Origin of the sequence: Methylophilus sp. Leaf416, from assembly GCF_001424665.1 — a bacterium.
In the GTDB taxonomy this organism is placed as follows: domain Bacteria; phylum Pseudomonadota; class Gammaproteobacteria; order Burkholderiales; family Methylophilaceae; genus Methylophilus.
On sequence record NZ_LMQS01000001.1, the window covers coordinates 126,645 to 139,844 of the forward strand.

General features: G+C 48.9%; 10 protein-coding genes. 2 read left to right on the forward strand and 8 right to left on the reverse strand.

Features of this window, described 5'->3' with window-relative positions:
• Nucleotides 1-41: 41 nt before the first annotated feature.
• Both ASG34_RS00570 and mutL read right to left on the reverse strand, forming a co-directional pair.
• Entirely contained in the window at nucleotides 42-977 is a 936-nt protein-coding gene (locus tag ASG34_RS00570) for a 5'-nucleotidase (protein WP_055825202.1), read from the reverse strand.
• A 37-nt stretch (nucleotides 978-1,014) separates the two neighbouring features.
• The gene (gene mutL, locus ASG34_RS00575; RefSeq protein ID WP_055825205.1) at nucleotides 1,015-2,898 is read right to left on the reverse strand and encodes a DNA mismatch repair endonuclease MutL; all 1,884 of its coding nucleotides are present in this window, start codon (nucleotides 2,896-2,898) and stop codon (nucleotides 1,015-1,017) included.
• 35 nt (nucleotides 2,899-2,933) lie between these two features.
• Here mutL and ASG34_RS00580 point away from each other — a divergent pair, with 35 nt between their 5' ends.
• On the forward strand, nucleotides 2,934-4,457 hold the full coding sequence (locus ASG34_RS00580; RefSeq protein WP_055825208.1) for a helicase-related protein: 1,524 nt from the start codon (nucleotides 2,934-2,936) through the stop codon (nucleotides 4,455-4,457).
• 153 nt (nucleotides 4,458-4,610) lie between these two features.
• Here ASG34_RS00580 and ASG34_RS00585 read toward each other — a convergent pair whose 3' ends face one another.
• Nucleotides 4,611-5,948, reverse strand: a complete 1,338-nt coding sequence (locus ASG34_RS00585) for an N-acetylmuramoyl-L-alanine amidase (protein WP_055825211.1) — start codon at nucleotides 5,946-5,948, stop codon at nucleotides 4,611-4,613.
• Nucleotides 5,939-6,397, reverse strand: coding sequence for a tRNA (adenosine(37)-N6)-threonylcarbamoyltransferase complex ATPase subunit type 1 TsaE (gene tsaE / locus ASG34_RS00590; RefSeq protein WP_055825215.1), 459 nt, complete (start codon nucleotides 6,395-6,397; stop codon nucleotides 5,939-5,941). Before tsaE ends, ASG34_RS00585 begins: the two co-directional genes overlap by 10 nt.
• Between tsaE and queG the strand changes: the two genes are divergently transcribed.
• Complete coding sequence (gene queG, locus ASG34_RS00595) at nucleotides 6,396-7,487, forward strand: tRNA epoxyqueuosine(34) reductase QueG (protein ID WP_055825218.1); 1,092 nt, start codon at nucleotides 6,396-6,398, stop codon at nucleotides 7,485-7,487. The genes tsaE and queG overlap by 2 nt on opposite strands.
• Nucleotides 7,488-7,587: 100 nt before the next feature.
• Here the strand turns inward: queG and ASG34_RS00600 are convergent, their stop codons facing one another.
• The 4 genes from ASG34_RS00600 to glgC all read right to left on the reverse strand — a co-directional run bounded on the left by ASG34_RS00600 (nucleotide 7,588) and on the right by glgC (nucleotide 13,128).
• Entirely contained in the window at nucleotides 7,588-8,526 is a 939-nt protein-coding gene (locus ASG34_RS00600; protein ID WP_055825221.1) for an ROK family protein, read from the reverse strand.
• On the reverse strand, nucleotides 8,519-9,976 hold the full coding sequence (malQ, locus tag ASG34_RS00605) for a 4-alpha-glucanotransferase (RefSeq protein WP_055825224.1): 1,458 nt from the start codon (nucleotides 9,974-9,976) through the stop codon (nucleotides 8,519-8,521). The genes ASG34_RS00600 and malQ overlap by 8 nt, the downstream gene beginning before the upstream one ends.
• 80 nt (nucleotides 9,977-10,056) lie before the next feature.
• Entirely contained in the window at nucleotides 10,057-11,766 is a 1,710-nt protein-coding gene (locus ASG34_RS00610) for a glycoside hydrolase family 57 protein (RefSeq protein ID WP_055825227.1), read from the reverse strand.
• A 39-nt stretch (nucleotides 11,767-11,805) separates the two neighbouring features.
• Nucleotides 11,806-13,128, reverse strand: coding sequence for a glucose-1-phosphate adenylyltransferase (glgC, locus tag ASG34_RS00615; RefSeq protein ID WP_055825230.1), 1,323 nt, complete (start codon nucleotides 13,126-13,128; stop codon nucleotides 11,806-11,808).
• Nucleotides 13,129-13,200 lie beyond the last annotated feature (72 nt).

Genomic DNA, 13,200 nt, shown 5'->3' on the forward strand with positions numbered 1-13,200 from the left:
AAAAAACATGCATCACCAATCGCTGCCATCCCACCAAGCATCTACTTAGCTTTTTTATTAGCCACTCCAAACGGAATATGCACCATCGGAATATCGCCAGCAGAGGACTTCAAATGACTCCTCTGGTCATCAAAGAACATATGCGGCTTTAAGACGGAGAGAATTCTGGCTTTTTCCATCCCGCCCAGGAAAAACGACTCATCCGCAGAAACGCCCCATTCTTTTAATGTTGTCACCACACGTTCGTGAGCAGGTGCACTCCTGGCTGTAATAATGGCGATTTTCAAAATCTTTTTGTACTCGGGATTCTCGCTCAGCAGTTTGTCTTCCAGCTTTTGCATTAAAGATAGTTTTTTAAATAAATCAGCCAAAGGCCCTGCCTGGTGAGGGATAGATTGCTTGGCAACCTCATGCGCTTCAAATTCGGTTAGATCATTATTCGTTTTAAAAACAGCTTCAGCTTCGTCATCCGCAATCACGCCATCAAAGTCAAAGGCGATCCTCAACTCCGTATCAGTCTCATCATCATAGACTTTTGAGGGTAAAACTACGCCTGCGGGATAATCTAAATCTATCGCACTTTGCACATCCGCTTCGTTGGCACTCAGGAATAGTGAGGTGTTGAATGCGGGAATATATTCATGCGGAGACCTGCCTGTCATAAAACTGGCGCGTGAGATGTCCAGGCCGTAATGTTGTATTGATCTGAACACTCTCAGCCCTGTTTCTGGTGAGTTTCTTGATAACAGCACGACTTCTACCGGTAACTCTTTGGGGAAGGCCTTGTTAATTGCCAGGAACCTGCGAATAAAGGGGAACGCAACGCCTTTTGCAAACGGAACATCAATATTCTTTTCTTGATGCTGGCGATACTCCTCTACGCCGTGGGTTTTATAAACCTTATGAGATTCAGTTAGATCAAACAAAGCGCTTGAAGCAACACTGATGACTAACTTTTGTTCAATTGGATAAGCCATAACCTATTATTTTCATTGAGTTTTATACAGGCTAAATTTATTGCCCGCGCATAAACATCTTATCCAAATCATTCAAGCTGACCTGGAACCAGGTCGGTCGGCCGTGATTACACTGCCCGCTTCTTTCAGTGGCTTCCATATCCCTTAGCAAAGCGTTCATTTCAGTGAGTGTGAGTTGCCTGTTGGCTCTGACAGCGGCATGGCAAGCCATCGTACCTAGCACTTCATTTTGACGTTCCTGCAATACCCGGCTGGCACCGTACTCATGTAGATCACGCAGCACTGCGCGGGCCAATGACACCACATCAGCATCTTGCAACATAGTCGGGACGGCACGGATGGCTATGGTGGTCGGCGACAAGGTTGCTAAATCAAATCCTAGCTGTTGCAAGGTATCGCTGCCTTGCAGAGATTGCAATGTCGCAACTTCTACTTTTTCTGCATAAAAGCTCATGGGGATCAGCAATGGCTGTGTGGCGATGGCTTGCTCGCTTAAAGCACTTTTCAGGCGCTCGTACATAATGCGTTCGTGTGCCGCGTGCATATCGACGACGACCATACCTTGCGTATTTTGGGCCAGGATATAAATGCCGTGCAATTGGCCTAGCGCGAAACCGAGTGGATATTGTTGCGCTTGTGGTGCTGATTCTTGAGTGAGAACGGCTTCAGACAGTGATATCGGGTTTAAGTAATCTTCTGAAAGAGCGTTTTCTTGGATACTTCCCAATACACTCACGTTAGTAGGTTTCAGGTCACCATACATTTGCCCGTAAAATTGTTGGGCAATAGCTGCGCCATTACTGATGGTCGGCTGGTAATTGCCATCGAAAACCGAGCGGTTTTGCAGCGGCATTTCCACTTGCTGGCGCGGCATGGATAGCCCGGGCGTAAACGGGTTAAATGGCGCTTGCACCGGCTGGCTGGCTTGAATCTCGGCTGAAGTCTTGCCTAATGCTTTGTGCAGGCTATGAAAAATAAACCGGTGCACGGCTTGCGATTCGCGAAAGCGGACTTCGGTTTTGGCCGGGTGGACGTTGACGTCGACTAGCGATGGATCGAGCTCCAGAAATAACACAAAAGCCGGATGTTTATCGCCGTGCAATACATCCTGGTAGGCTTGCTTGATGGCATGCGCAATCAGCTTATCGCGCACAAAACGGCCATTCACAAACACATATTGCGTATTGCGGCTATGGCGTTGATAGGTAGGCGATGCGGTCATGCCCCACAGGCGCAAACCACCATTGCCTTCATCCAGCCATACGCTTTGTGAGGCAAACTCGTTACCTAAGACATCGGTAATACGTTGCTGTGGCGTATTTACGGCCAGCCGCATAATGGCTTTGCCGTTATGTTGCAGTAAAAAACCAATTTGCGAGCGGGATAAGGCGATGCGGGTAAACGCATCTTCGCAATGGCCGAACTCGGTATTCTCGGTTTTAAGAAATTTTCGCCGTGCCGGGGTATTGAAGTACAAGTCATGTACCTCAACGATAGTACCCTCATCAAGCGCTGCCGGGCTGATTGGCTGACCTTGCGTGCCTTCAGCACTGATCTGCCAGGCGTGGCTGGAAGTCTGCTGGCGGCTGGTAAGCACCGTGCGTGAAATTGAAGCGATACTCGCCAGCGCTTCACCACGGAACCCAAGGCTGCCAACCTGCTCCAGGTCTTCCAGGCTCTGAATTTTACTGGTGGCATGCCGCGTTAAGGCGAGTTCGAGCTCATCTTTGGCAATGCCGTGGCCATTATCAGTGACTTTGAGTAGTTTGGTGCCACCTTGAATTAATGACACTTGAATCTGGGTGCTACCGGCATCAACACTGTTTTCAAGGAGTTCTTTGAGTGCCGAGGCCGGGCGTTCCACCACCTCACCTGCAGCAATTTGACTGATGAGTTGATCGGGAAGTAGTTTAATTTGCATCTGCTTATTCTACCTGTTTTGCTAGAATGGAGGCCATGTCGCTTTCCGATTTCCAGGCCTACCTCAACCGTTTTGCCCTCGCTCGCCAGCTTAAACGCCAGCATCACTTTTATGTCGGCCCGACCAATTCAGGCAAGACCTACCAGGCCCTGGAAACCTTGCGTAAAGCGGAGTCTGGCGTTTACCTGGCGCCCCTACGTTTACTGGCGATGGAAGTGCGGGACCGGCTGATGCAGGCAGGCGTGGCGTGCAACCTGGTCACGGGTGAAGAACGAGTTATGGTTCCTGGCGCGAGACATACCGCTTCCACGATTGAAATGCTGCGGCCAGATATGGCGTTTGATGTCGCCGTGATTGATGAAATCCAGATGCTGATGGACCCGGATCGAGGCAGTGCATGGACTGCTGCTTTAGTTGGCGTGCCCGCCAGACAGGTGTTTATCTGTGGCGCCAATAGCGTAACTGAAAGCTGCACCCATGTGCTGGATGCCCTGAATGAGCCTTATACCCTCACCCACTTGCAGCGCATGACGCCTTTGGTGATTGAAGATGCCAGTATTTGTGGCGAGCGTTATCATGCTGCCAAATTACGCAAAGTCTTGCAGGCAGGCGATGCGATTATCGCTTTCAGCCGCAAAGATGTGCTGACGCTAGCAGCCAGGATTCGCCAGTGGGGGTTTCAAGTTGCCACTATTTACGGTGCGCTATCTCCTGAAGTACGCCGCGGCGAATCAGCCCGCTTTGCCAGTGGCGAAGCGCAAATACTAGTCGCCACCGATGCGATTGGCATGGGACTGAATCTGCCTATCCGCAGGGTGATTTTTGCCAATATCCATAAATTCGATGGTGTGGCACCACGTATGCTGAACGCTACCGAAATGCGGCAAATCGCCGGGCGTGCCGGACGGCATGGTTTGTATGACACCGGCTATGTCACTGTGCTGGAAGATGATGAGCAATGGCATTTGAATGAAATGCTGGGCTGTGATGACACCGTGGCACCCTTTGCCCTGCCCATCGCAATCAGCGGCGGCGATATTGAAGATTTAAGTCAGCGGATTCCCACCTGGCGGCTGGCGGAATGTGTGGAATATTTACATACGCGATATCAACGACAATCTGGTACGCAAACCATGAAATGGCAGATCACATCGATGCAGCACCAGCAGGCGCTGTTGATTGATGAAACTGCTCCGCAACTGTCCATGCGTGATAAATATCGCCTGATGTGCGCCCCTCTTGCGATACAGGTACCGATTGCACGTGATTACTTTGTGCAGTGCATACAGGCTATTTATCACGAACAACCGCGCGCATTGCCTACGCTGCCAGAGTGGTTGAAAGGCAAACAAGCGCAACATCTGGAACAGGCAGAACTGATTTGCCAGCATTTAAGTTTGTATAGTTGGCTGGGGTATCAGTATCCTAAAATTTTCACGGATAGAGAGTTGGTGGATGAGGCGAGGAAGACTTTGAATGGGTTTATCAGCCGTGCGTTGAAGGTGCAGGCGGGATATGGAAAGACGCAGAGAGAGACGGAATTGGCGCAACAGCGCTAGTGCCTGAGAAGCGAAAAGGAATCGTGCATATCCAAAGAAATAACCAAATACTTAAGCAGTACAACGTACTTTTTCTTATTTACTGGCCAAAATTGACCCGGCCTGGATTCTGGCCTACGCCAGAATGACGTACAGAAGTGAGAGATCTGACTTTTATTTTTTTGAAAATGAAGGATTCGTTGCTACATACGACTTCACCCCCGACAGAATCGCATTGACCAACTTATCCTGGTACCCATCATCATTCAACCTGGCTTCTTCTTCAGGATTACTGATAAACGCCGTTTCTACCAGAATCGAAGGAATGTCCGGTGATTTTAATACCGCAAACGCCGCCTGTTCCACATACTTGGAATGCAAGGTATTAATTTTGGCAATACGCCCCAATACCGCTTTACCCATCCGAATACTGTCATGAATGGTAGCCGTTTGTGATAAATCCAATAAGGTACGTGCGAGGTCCATATCGCGAGTATCAATGGCCACGCCCCCAATCAAGTCCACCGCGTTTTCTTTCTTCGCCAGATAACGTGCGCCGGCACTGGTGGCGCCACGTTCGGATAATGCAAACACCGAAGAACCACGCGCGGTGCTGTTGATAAACGAATCTGCATGGATAGAGATAAATAAGTCAGCCTTTGCTGCACGCGCTTTTTTAACGCGGTCACCCAATGGTACAAAATAATCACCATCTCGAATCAGGATGGCTTGCATATTATCTTCGGCATCAATCTGCTGTTTCAGTTTGCGTGCAATCGCCAGCGTAATATTCTTTTCGTGGCTGCCCTTGGCACCTCTGGCGCCGGGATCCTCGCCACCGTGGCCCGCATCAATCGCGATAGTGATAATTTTCTGGCCTGGTTTTACTTGTTTAGGTTTTTCAACCGGCTTTTCAGCTGGCTTATCTGAAACTGGCTTCTCCACGGACTTTTCTGCTGATGTACCAGAAGTTACTGGCTCAGCGACTGGCTCGGTGGCATTACCAGGTTTTTCTTCATTGCCAACAGCTTCAGATTCTTGCAGTTTTTTTGTATGTGCCAAGACCGGTGAACCTAGCGGTGGTTCAGTTGTGGCTGTAGCCGGGGCAATGCTGATAGCCAGGCGTTGCTGCGAGTTACCCGCATTCATATCAGTCACCAAAGGTTTGATATCAGATTTGATATCAAACACCAGCCTGGTGGTGTTTTCGGTAAATGGCGCAATACGGATTTTAGAGAGATAAGGATGCTGCGGATCAAGCTGCGATGGCAGCGCTTTTAAGGTGGGGCTGATAGCGACTGTATCCATATCAATCACTACCCGAAACGGGTTATCGAGTGTGAATACCCTGTATTTCACCTGCTGGTCCAGCAACAACTCCAGATGCACCTGGCTACCCTGCTGCTGCAAATTGGCTAGAATCACTTCAGCGGCCTGTGACGCGATGCTGAACGCAAATAACAAAGCTGTCAGCAGCCAGACTTTAAAGCAGTTAAAACGACTTACTGGCATAAACCTTCCAATGATAGCGGTTGCTGGCTAGTGATATGCAGCACGCGCCCATGTGGCAAAATATCAAACTGAATCTCAATATCGGCAATTGGTAACAAAGTACCTGCATTCTCAGGCCATTCGACCATGCAAATACTCGTGGCATTGAAATAATCCCTGAATCCTGCGGCTTCCCACTCCTCAGGGTCTTGAAAGCGGTACAAGTCAAAATGGTAACATGAACCGATAGACAGGTTATAAGGTTCTACGATGGTATAAGTTGGGCTTTTGACTTTTCCGCTATGCCCCAGTGCATGCAGGATACCGCGCACCAGCGTGGTCTTCCCGGCACCGAGGTCACCATGCAGGTAAATCACCTGCCCTGGCTGTAACTGCTTTGCCAGCAAACCTGCCGCATGCGTAGTCGCTGCTTCGTCTTTTAAAATCTGTGTAGAATACGTTTCTGTCATGTCAGACCATTTACATCCCGCTCCCATTCACTTACCTGATCATCATGCTGCCGAGAAAATGGCGGCCACGATCAAGGGCTGGGCGCGCGAATTGGGCTTTGGCAGTATCGGCATTACCGATACTGACCTGTCCGCCGCTGAGCCAGGATTTATGCGCTGGCTGGAAAAAAAATACCATGGCGACATGGATTATATGGCAAAACACGGCTCCAAGCGCAGCCGACCGGCAGAATTGGTGCCCGGTACTTTGCGCGTGATCTCTGTGAGCCTGGATTACATACCGGACGATGCACAGGATGGCTGGAAAATTCTTGAAGATACGAACAAAGCTTATGTCGCGCGTTATGCGATGGGGCGGGATTACCATAAAGTCATGCGGCAAAAGCTCCAGCAGTTATGCACACGTATCACCGACACCTTTGGTAGTTTTGAATACCGGGTGTTCGCCGACAGCGCACCCGTGCTGGAGGTCGCACTGGCAACCAAAGCTGGTGTAGGCTGGCGCGGAAAACATACCTTGCTGCTTAATCGACAACAAGGTTCGTGGTTTTTCCTGGGTGAAATCTATACCAACCTGGCTTTGCCGATTGATCAACCAACGACTTCACATTGCGGCAGCTGCAGCGCGTGTATCGATATCTGCCCAACCCAGGCCATCGTCGCACCCTATGAACTGGATGCGCGACGTTGCATCTCTTATTTAACTATCGAGCACAAAGGCAGCATTCCATTAGAGTTGCGGCCATTGATCGGTAATCGCGTGTATGGCTGTGATGATTGCCAGCTTATTTGTCCGTGGAACAAGTTTGCTGTTGCCACTGAAGAAAGCGATTTCGCCGTGCGCAATGGCCTGGATAGCACAGATCTTGTTACCTGTTTTGGCTGGACTGAGGGTGAATTTCAGCAACGGATGGCTGGAAGTGCGATTTATCGCATAGGTTATATTCAGTGGTTGCGCAATGTAGCGGTAGGATTAGGCAATGCACCGACTTCTCCTGAAGTAATAGCTGCATTGAGAGCAAGACTGCAGGAAGAAAACGAGATGCTACGGGAGCATGTAATATGGGCTTTAGACCAACATAAACAATAAAAATAATCAATAAATAACAAATACTTAAGTATTAATATTAAAGCTATTTATTAAAATTTAGTGAATACTTGCCGGAAATGTAGCAAACAGACTACATTCATCAGGCAGGTATATCTGCAAGCAAGGCTGCCCCTAGCATTCCCGCATTATCTCCCGAAGTAGACATACCCACTTTGACTTTATCGCGTAGCACACGAATCAAATCAGTCTGCAACCGATCTGTAAATGACTTTTGCATCAAAACCCAGGAAGACACCACTCCACCTCCAATCACCACATTTTCTACATCGACAATGTTTAGCGTTAGCGCAACCGCCTGTGCTAGCTTTTCACCTGCAACTGCAAACACTGATTGCGCTTGTTTGTCACCTTGTGTAGCTAGTGTTGAAACTTCATGTGCTGACAATTGCTTGCCGGTTTGCCTGGCATAGTTTTTACCAATCGCTGTGGCTGATGCATACTGTTCTACACATCCACGATTGCCACAACCACATTCCGGGCCATCATGCTCAACAATCAAATGGCCTAACTCTAATGCGTAACCATGTACCCCTGCCCATACTTTGCCATTGGCAACCAATCCACCACCAATCCCGGTACCAAGACCTGCATATAGTAAACCACCAGCAGGTTGTTCGAGCGAGCAGTACTCACCATAGGCCGCTGCATTGCCATCGTTAACTACGAGTACTTTCCGTCCGAGCAGCTGTGATAAATCCCTGCCCAAATTGACATTAAGTAGCCCGGGGAGATTTGGTGATTGAGCAAGTACACCAGTTTCCGGATTGATAAACCCCGGGAAGCCTATCCCTATGCTCTGTATCTCAGGATGCTTATCCAGCATGGTTTGGATTGCCGTGGCAGTCACTTGCAATATATTTTGCCACGCTTGCTCGGGTGAGTTTTGTTTGCAAATAGCGGAATAGTTGGCTTGAAAACGGGTTTCTTCTAACAATATGAGATTAGAGAACACACCTAGTCTTAAGTTAGTGCCACCGACATCCAGTCCCAGGCGCATGGCTGTGCTGGATTCAGGCATAGGCGCGGCCACTTTCTTTTACCAGTTGTTTGAATACGGACACCTTTTCATCGGTGAGTTGTTCCCAATGCATACGCCAGGCCCAGTTATTAATGCTGGTGCCGGGTGTGTTCATACGCGCGCTGCCATCCAGCCCTAAAATATCCTGCATAGGCACTACAGCGAGGAACGCGATGCTGTTTAAGGCCAACCGCATTAAGGCTAAAGGCATTTCTGGCGATTCCTGGCGCACATAGTCCTGCAAATGCAACCGTGCACTTTCGTCCGCCTCCTGATACCAGCCCAGCGTGGTGTCGTTGTCGTGTGTGCCGGTATAGATCACACTGTTTTCATCAATATTCTCCGGCAGATAGGGATTATCGTAACCACTGCCAAACGCGAACTGCAGAATTTTCATGCCTGGCAGGTGGAAAGCATGCCTTAGGGCATCGACATCCTCAGTAATAATGCCGAGATCTTCGGCCACCAAGCTGAGTTGCGGGAAAGTTTGTATGATGGTTTGTAATAGCGCATGGCCTGGAGCGGATTGCCAGTAACCATTGATGGCAGTCGGTTCACTGGCTGGGATCTCCCATGCGGCCTGTAACCCGCGGAAGTGATCTATGCGCACAATATCGAATAGCTTGGACTGGGTTTCAATACGCCCCAGCCACCAGGAGAAGCCATTAGATTGCATGGCATCCCAATTGTAATGCGGATTCCCCCAGCGCTGGCCCGTGACTGAAAAGTAATCTGGTGGCACGCCGGCCACCACAGTCATGTTTGACTGTGCATCCAGTTTAAACAACTCTGGATGCGCCCATACATCAGAACTGTCATAGGCAACAAATATCGGAAGATCACCGAACAGCTTGATGCCGCGTTGGTTGGCATATATTTTTAGCTGGGCCCATTGCTGGAAAAATATATATTGTGTGAATTTGATCAGCGTCAGCCTTTCCTGATGCGTTTCCGCAAATGCCTGCAACGCCAATATATCGTGCACACGGTAAGCTTCGGGCCATTCATTCCAGCTTTTGTAGCCATGATGCTCCCGCAGGCTCATGAACAGGGCAAAATCTTCAAGCCAGTATTGTTGCGCCTGGCAAAAACGTGCGAAACCTGACCAGCTCAAACCATGGCCATCCACTTTGGAAATAGCACCATTCGACTGCACGCGCAGCATGACCTTGGAAAATAACTCAGGTTGAGACAGATTTACTTCATCCGGCAGGCACCAGCCCTCGTTCAAAAGCTGTTTTACACTGATCATCCCGGTATGCCCGGCATGCGCCGAAACGCTTTGGTAGGGAGACTGATCTTCATGCGGCAGGCTGACTGGCAAGGTTTGCCAGATAGATACTTCCATATCCACCAGATGATTTACAAAACGATACGCATCCGGACCAACATTACCTTCGGGTAATGAGGTGATATGCATTAATACACCAACTTGTCTGGCTTGCGTCATATTGTTTTTATTGAATTGAGGTCTTGTAAGGGTTAAGTGAAAGTAAAGGCGACTGGCTGATCAAGTTAATTGACACCCATTCAAGAAGTCCCTCGACGCATAGTGCCTGCATTTTCGGAATTGCCACCGCCCTGGCTGATAGATTGGGACAGGTTGTCAGGCGGGACTAATCCCAGCAAATGATAAAGATTGCTGAGGTTACGGCGGTAAAGCTTGTCAAAACTGGTGACGCTTTGCGCATTGTTATAATCGCCAAACCACCAGAACCAGTCTGAGCTTTCGCAGACAGACAGTTGCTGCTGGCATTTCTCCTTGGCAGAGACTGAAAGCTTGTGCACGTGCTGGTCATAGTCACGCTTAGCCTCACACAACAGGTCCCATGCGCGGTTTTTGGCTGGTTCACCGATCCAGGTACTGAAAGTGCCATGCACCCAGCTACCGGCGCTAATATCTTTCAGGAGTTTGGGCTGTGGTAAAACTTGTGATTGCTGCAAAGCAAGAATATCGCTAAAGGTCGTCATCTGGATCAGCGGGTGATTCGCCAGAGTCTGGTATAGCTCCTGCAAAAAGTAATAGCCGTTGTAAGGGTAATATTCCCAGGCATTCTCACCATCGAGAATCACGCTTACAACGGGCGTCGTATCTATATCGCTATTGGCGTGAATCGCTTCAAGTGACTGGATAAAATCTTTGACAGCCTCACTTGCATATTGCTTGGAATATTCAAAGCCAATTTTATCGGATAATTGGTCATCGCGAAAAAAACAGACGATATCCTGTTGGCCATTAGTGACACGATATGGCTGGTATAAATAGTCTTTCGCATGTTCGTGTTCCAGTCCCAGTTTTTTCAGGCTATTGGCAAGTACACCCTGCCCGGTCGCTGCCCAGGCAACGTCCTGCTCTGCCAATAGTGACAAGGCAGCATGAGAGACTGCTCCCTCTGCTGGCCACATGCCAATTGATTTCTGCCCAAAGACTTTCTCATGAAAAACCTTGGCGGCTTCAACATGGGTAATGGCGCGCGCATAACCATCCGGGTAATTCGGCGATTTAGGTAAAGGTGCAACTGGCATTGCGTCTTGCGTGCTTTTGAGGTCAATCAGCAATGGCAGGATAGGATGATAGTAAGGCGTGGTAGTGAGCTCAATCTGCCCTTTGGCAGCCAGTGCTTTGTAGCGCGGTAAAATGCCTTGCATGGTTTCGCTAAGCACCTCCAGCAAAGCTACGCGGTCCTCCAGGGTAAACAGCAACCCTTTTGTCATCAGGCGCTGAATGACCTTACTCTTGCGGCGTAAACCTTCGCCAGTCCACGCCAGGTGATACCAAACGAGAAGGTCAGACTTGTACTGGGCAGAGAGGTAATGAAATTGTCCTGTTTTCATCACTGGCTCGACCAACTCATAAAGGTGCAACAATCGCTGGTAATGCGGGAACGGACTAAGCATTTTCTCGTGGTGCGCTTTAAAGCAGCTATCCACAATCAACTGGCAATCCGCATCGCTAATATGATCTAGGTCAGGACTGGCCAATAAGCGTAACAACGGGTCACGCCATTGGCCGATACGGGATTGTTCGGCGTAATCCTGTAATTGCTCTACCAGAATAGGGACAAAATTGAAGGTAACTCTGGCCTTTGGATTCTGTTCAAGATGATAGGCCATGTCACTGTAATCTTTAAGCGCATGCAAATAGGTCCACGGCAGAACATACTCACCACTGACCTGATCCCGGTAATCGGGTTGATGCATGTGCCAATACAGATTCAATAACAATTTTTTATCGGACATACATCTCTCTTTCGTCTTCGACTTACATAGTTCTATAAATTACTTTACACGATACAAATCCTGACCCAGCATGTCTGGCGTGACAAGCACAATGCCTTTTTCGGACACGTAAAAGCGTTTGCTGTCTCGAACTAAATCCACGCCAATCTGCATGCCTGCCGGTATGTCACAACCGCGGTCAATCACAACATTTTTAAGGATGACACCCTGGTTGATCTTCACTTTAGGCAATATGACTGCGCCATCAAGATCGCAGTAATCAGCCACATGCACACCGGAGAATAATACCGAGTTGGAGACGCTTGAACCGCTAATCAGGCAGCCTCCGGATACCAGTGAATCTGTTGCCTTACCCGTTCGACCTTCGTCCTTGAAGACGAATTTTGCAGGCGGCAATTGTTCCTGGTAAGTCCATATAGGCCACTCACTGTCATACAAGTTCAATTCAGGAATGACTTTTGTGAGTTCCATATTCGCTTCCCAATAGGCATCTATGGTTCCGACATCACGCCAGTAAAAGCTGTTTCCCAGTGCGCCCACACAGCTATCGGTAAAACGATGCGCCTGCACCCGGTATTTTTTAATAATGTAGGGAATAATGTCCTGACCGAAATCATGGTTTGAATTGCGGTCGTAGGCATCGCGGATCAGTTGCTCGTACAAGAACTTGGCATTAAAGATATAAATGCCCATGCTTGCGAATGCCTGGGTCGGGTCATCCACCATCGGCTTGGGGTTGGGTGGTTTCTCGTCAAAAGCCACCACGCGATCCGTATTATCCACTTCAAGCACGCCAAAACCTTTTGCATCTTCGAGCGGTACATTGATGCAGGCTATGGTCATATCCGCATTACTGCGCGCATGCGTAGCCAGCATTTTGCCGTAATCCATTTTATAAATATGGTCGCCAGCCAGAATCAGAATGTATTCGCCGCCATTTTCGCGTAACAAGTCAATATTCTGGTAAACCGCATCTGCGGTACCTTTGTACCACTCTTCGCCCAAACGCTGCTGGGCAGGAATAATGTTCACGTATTCATTAAACTCACCACGTAAAAACCCCCAGCCGCGCTGGATGTGCTGAATCAGGCTTTGTGCCTTGTATTGGGTGGCGACATTGATACGACGGATACCGGAATTAATACAATTGGAAAGCGGGAAGTCGATAATGCGGAATTTACCGCCAAACTGTACTGCCGGTTTCGCACGCCAGTCAGTCAGATTTTTTAATCGGCTGCCGCGACCTCCGGCAAGGATAATGGCGACTGTATTTTTTGTAAGGGTACTGATAAACCGGTCAGAATGACGCTCCTGCCGTCGGTTGTATCTTCTGCGTTCTACGAATTCGACTGCTTGAGCCATGATACCTTCCTGTTTTCCTGATCCTGAAAATCAGCCTGCAGCTATGCATAGCGATACAAACTAAAACACGAC

What these genes read in the sequence shown, in the direction of transcription:
- tsaE (WP_055825215.1), bottom strand. Translation starts at nt 6,397, where the DNA reads ATGACAGAAACGTATTCTACACAGATTTTAAAAGACGAAGCAGCGACT.
- queG (WP_055825218.1), top strand. Translation starts at nt 6,396, where the DNA reads ATGTCAGACCATTTACATCCCGCTCCCATTCACTTACCTGATCATCAT.
- ASG34_RS00580 (WP_055825208.1), top strand. Translation starts at nt 2,934, where the DNA reads ATGTCGCTTTCCGATTTCCAGGCCTACCTCAACCGTTTTGCCCTCGCT.
- glgC (WP_055825230.1), bottom strand. Translation starts at nt 13,128, where the DNA reads ATGGCTCAAGCAGTCGAATTCGTAGAACGCAGAAGATACAACCGACGG.
- malQ (WP_055825224.1), bottom strand. Translation starts at nt 9,976, where the DNA reads ATGACGCAAGCCAGACAAGTTGGTGTATTAATGCATATCACCTCATTA.
- ASG34_RS00570 (WP_055825202.1), bottom strand. Translation starts at nt 977, where the DNA reads ATGGCTTATCCAATTGAACAAAAGTTAGTCATCAGTGTTGCTTCAAGC.
- ASG34_RS00585 (WP_055825211.1), bottom strand. Translation starts at nt 5,948, where the DNA reads ATGCCAGTAAGTCGTTTTAACTGCTTTAAAGTCTGGCTGCTGACAGCT.
- ASG34_RS00610 (WP_055825227.1), bottom strand. Translation starts at nt 11,766, where the DNA reads ATGTCCGATAAAAAATTGTTATTGAATCTGTATTGGCACATGCATCAA.
- ASG34_RS00600 (WP_055825221.1), bottom strand. Translation starts at nt 8,526, where the DNA reads ATGCCTGAATCCAGCACAGCCATGCGCCTGGGACTGGATGTCGGTGGC.
- mutL (WP_055825205.1), bottom strand. Translation starts at nt 2,898, where the DNA reads ATGCAAATTAAACTACTTCCCGATCAACTCATCAGTCAAATTGCTGCA.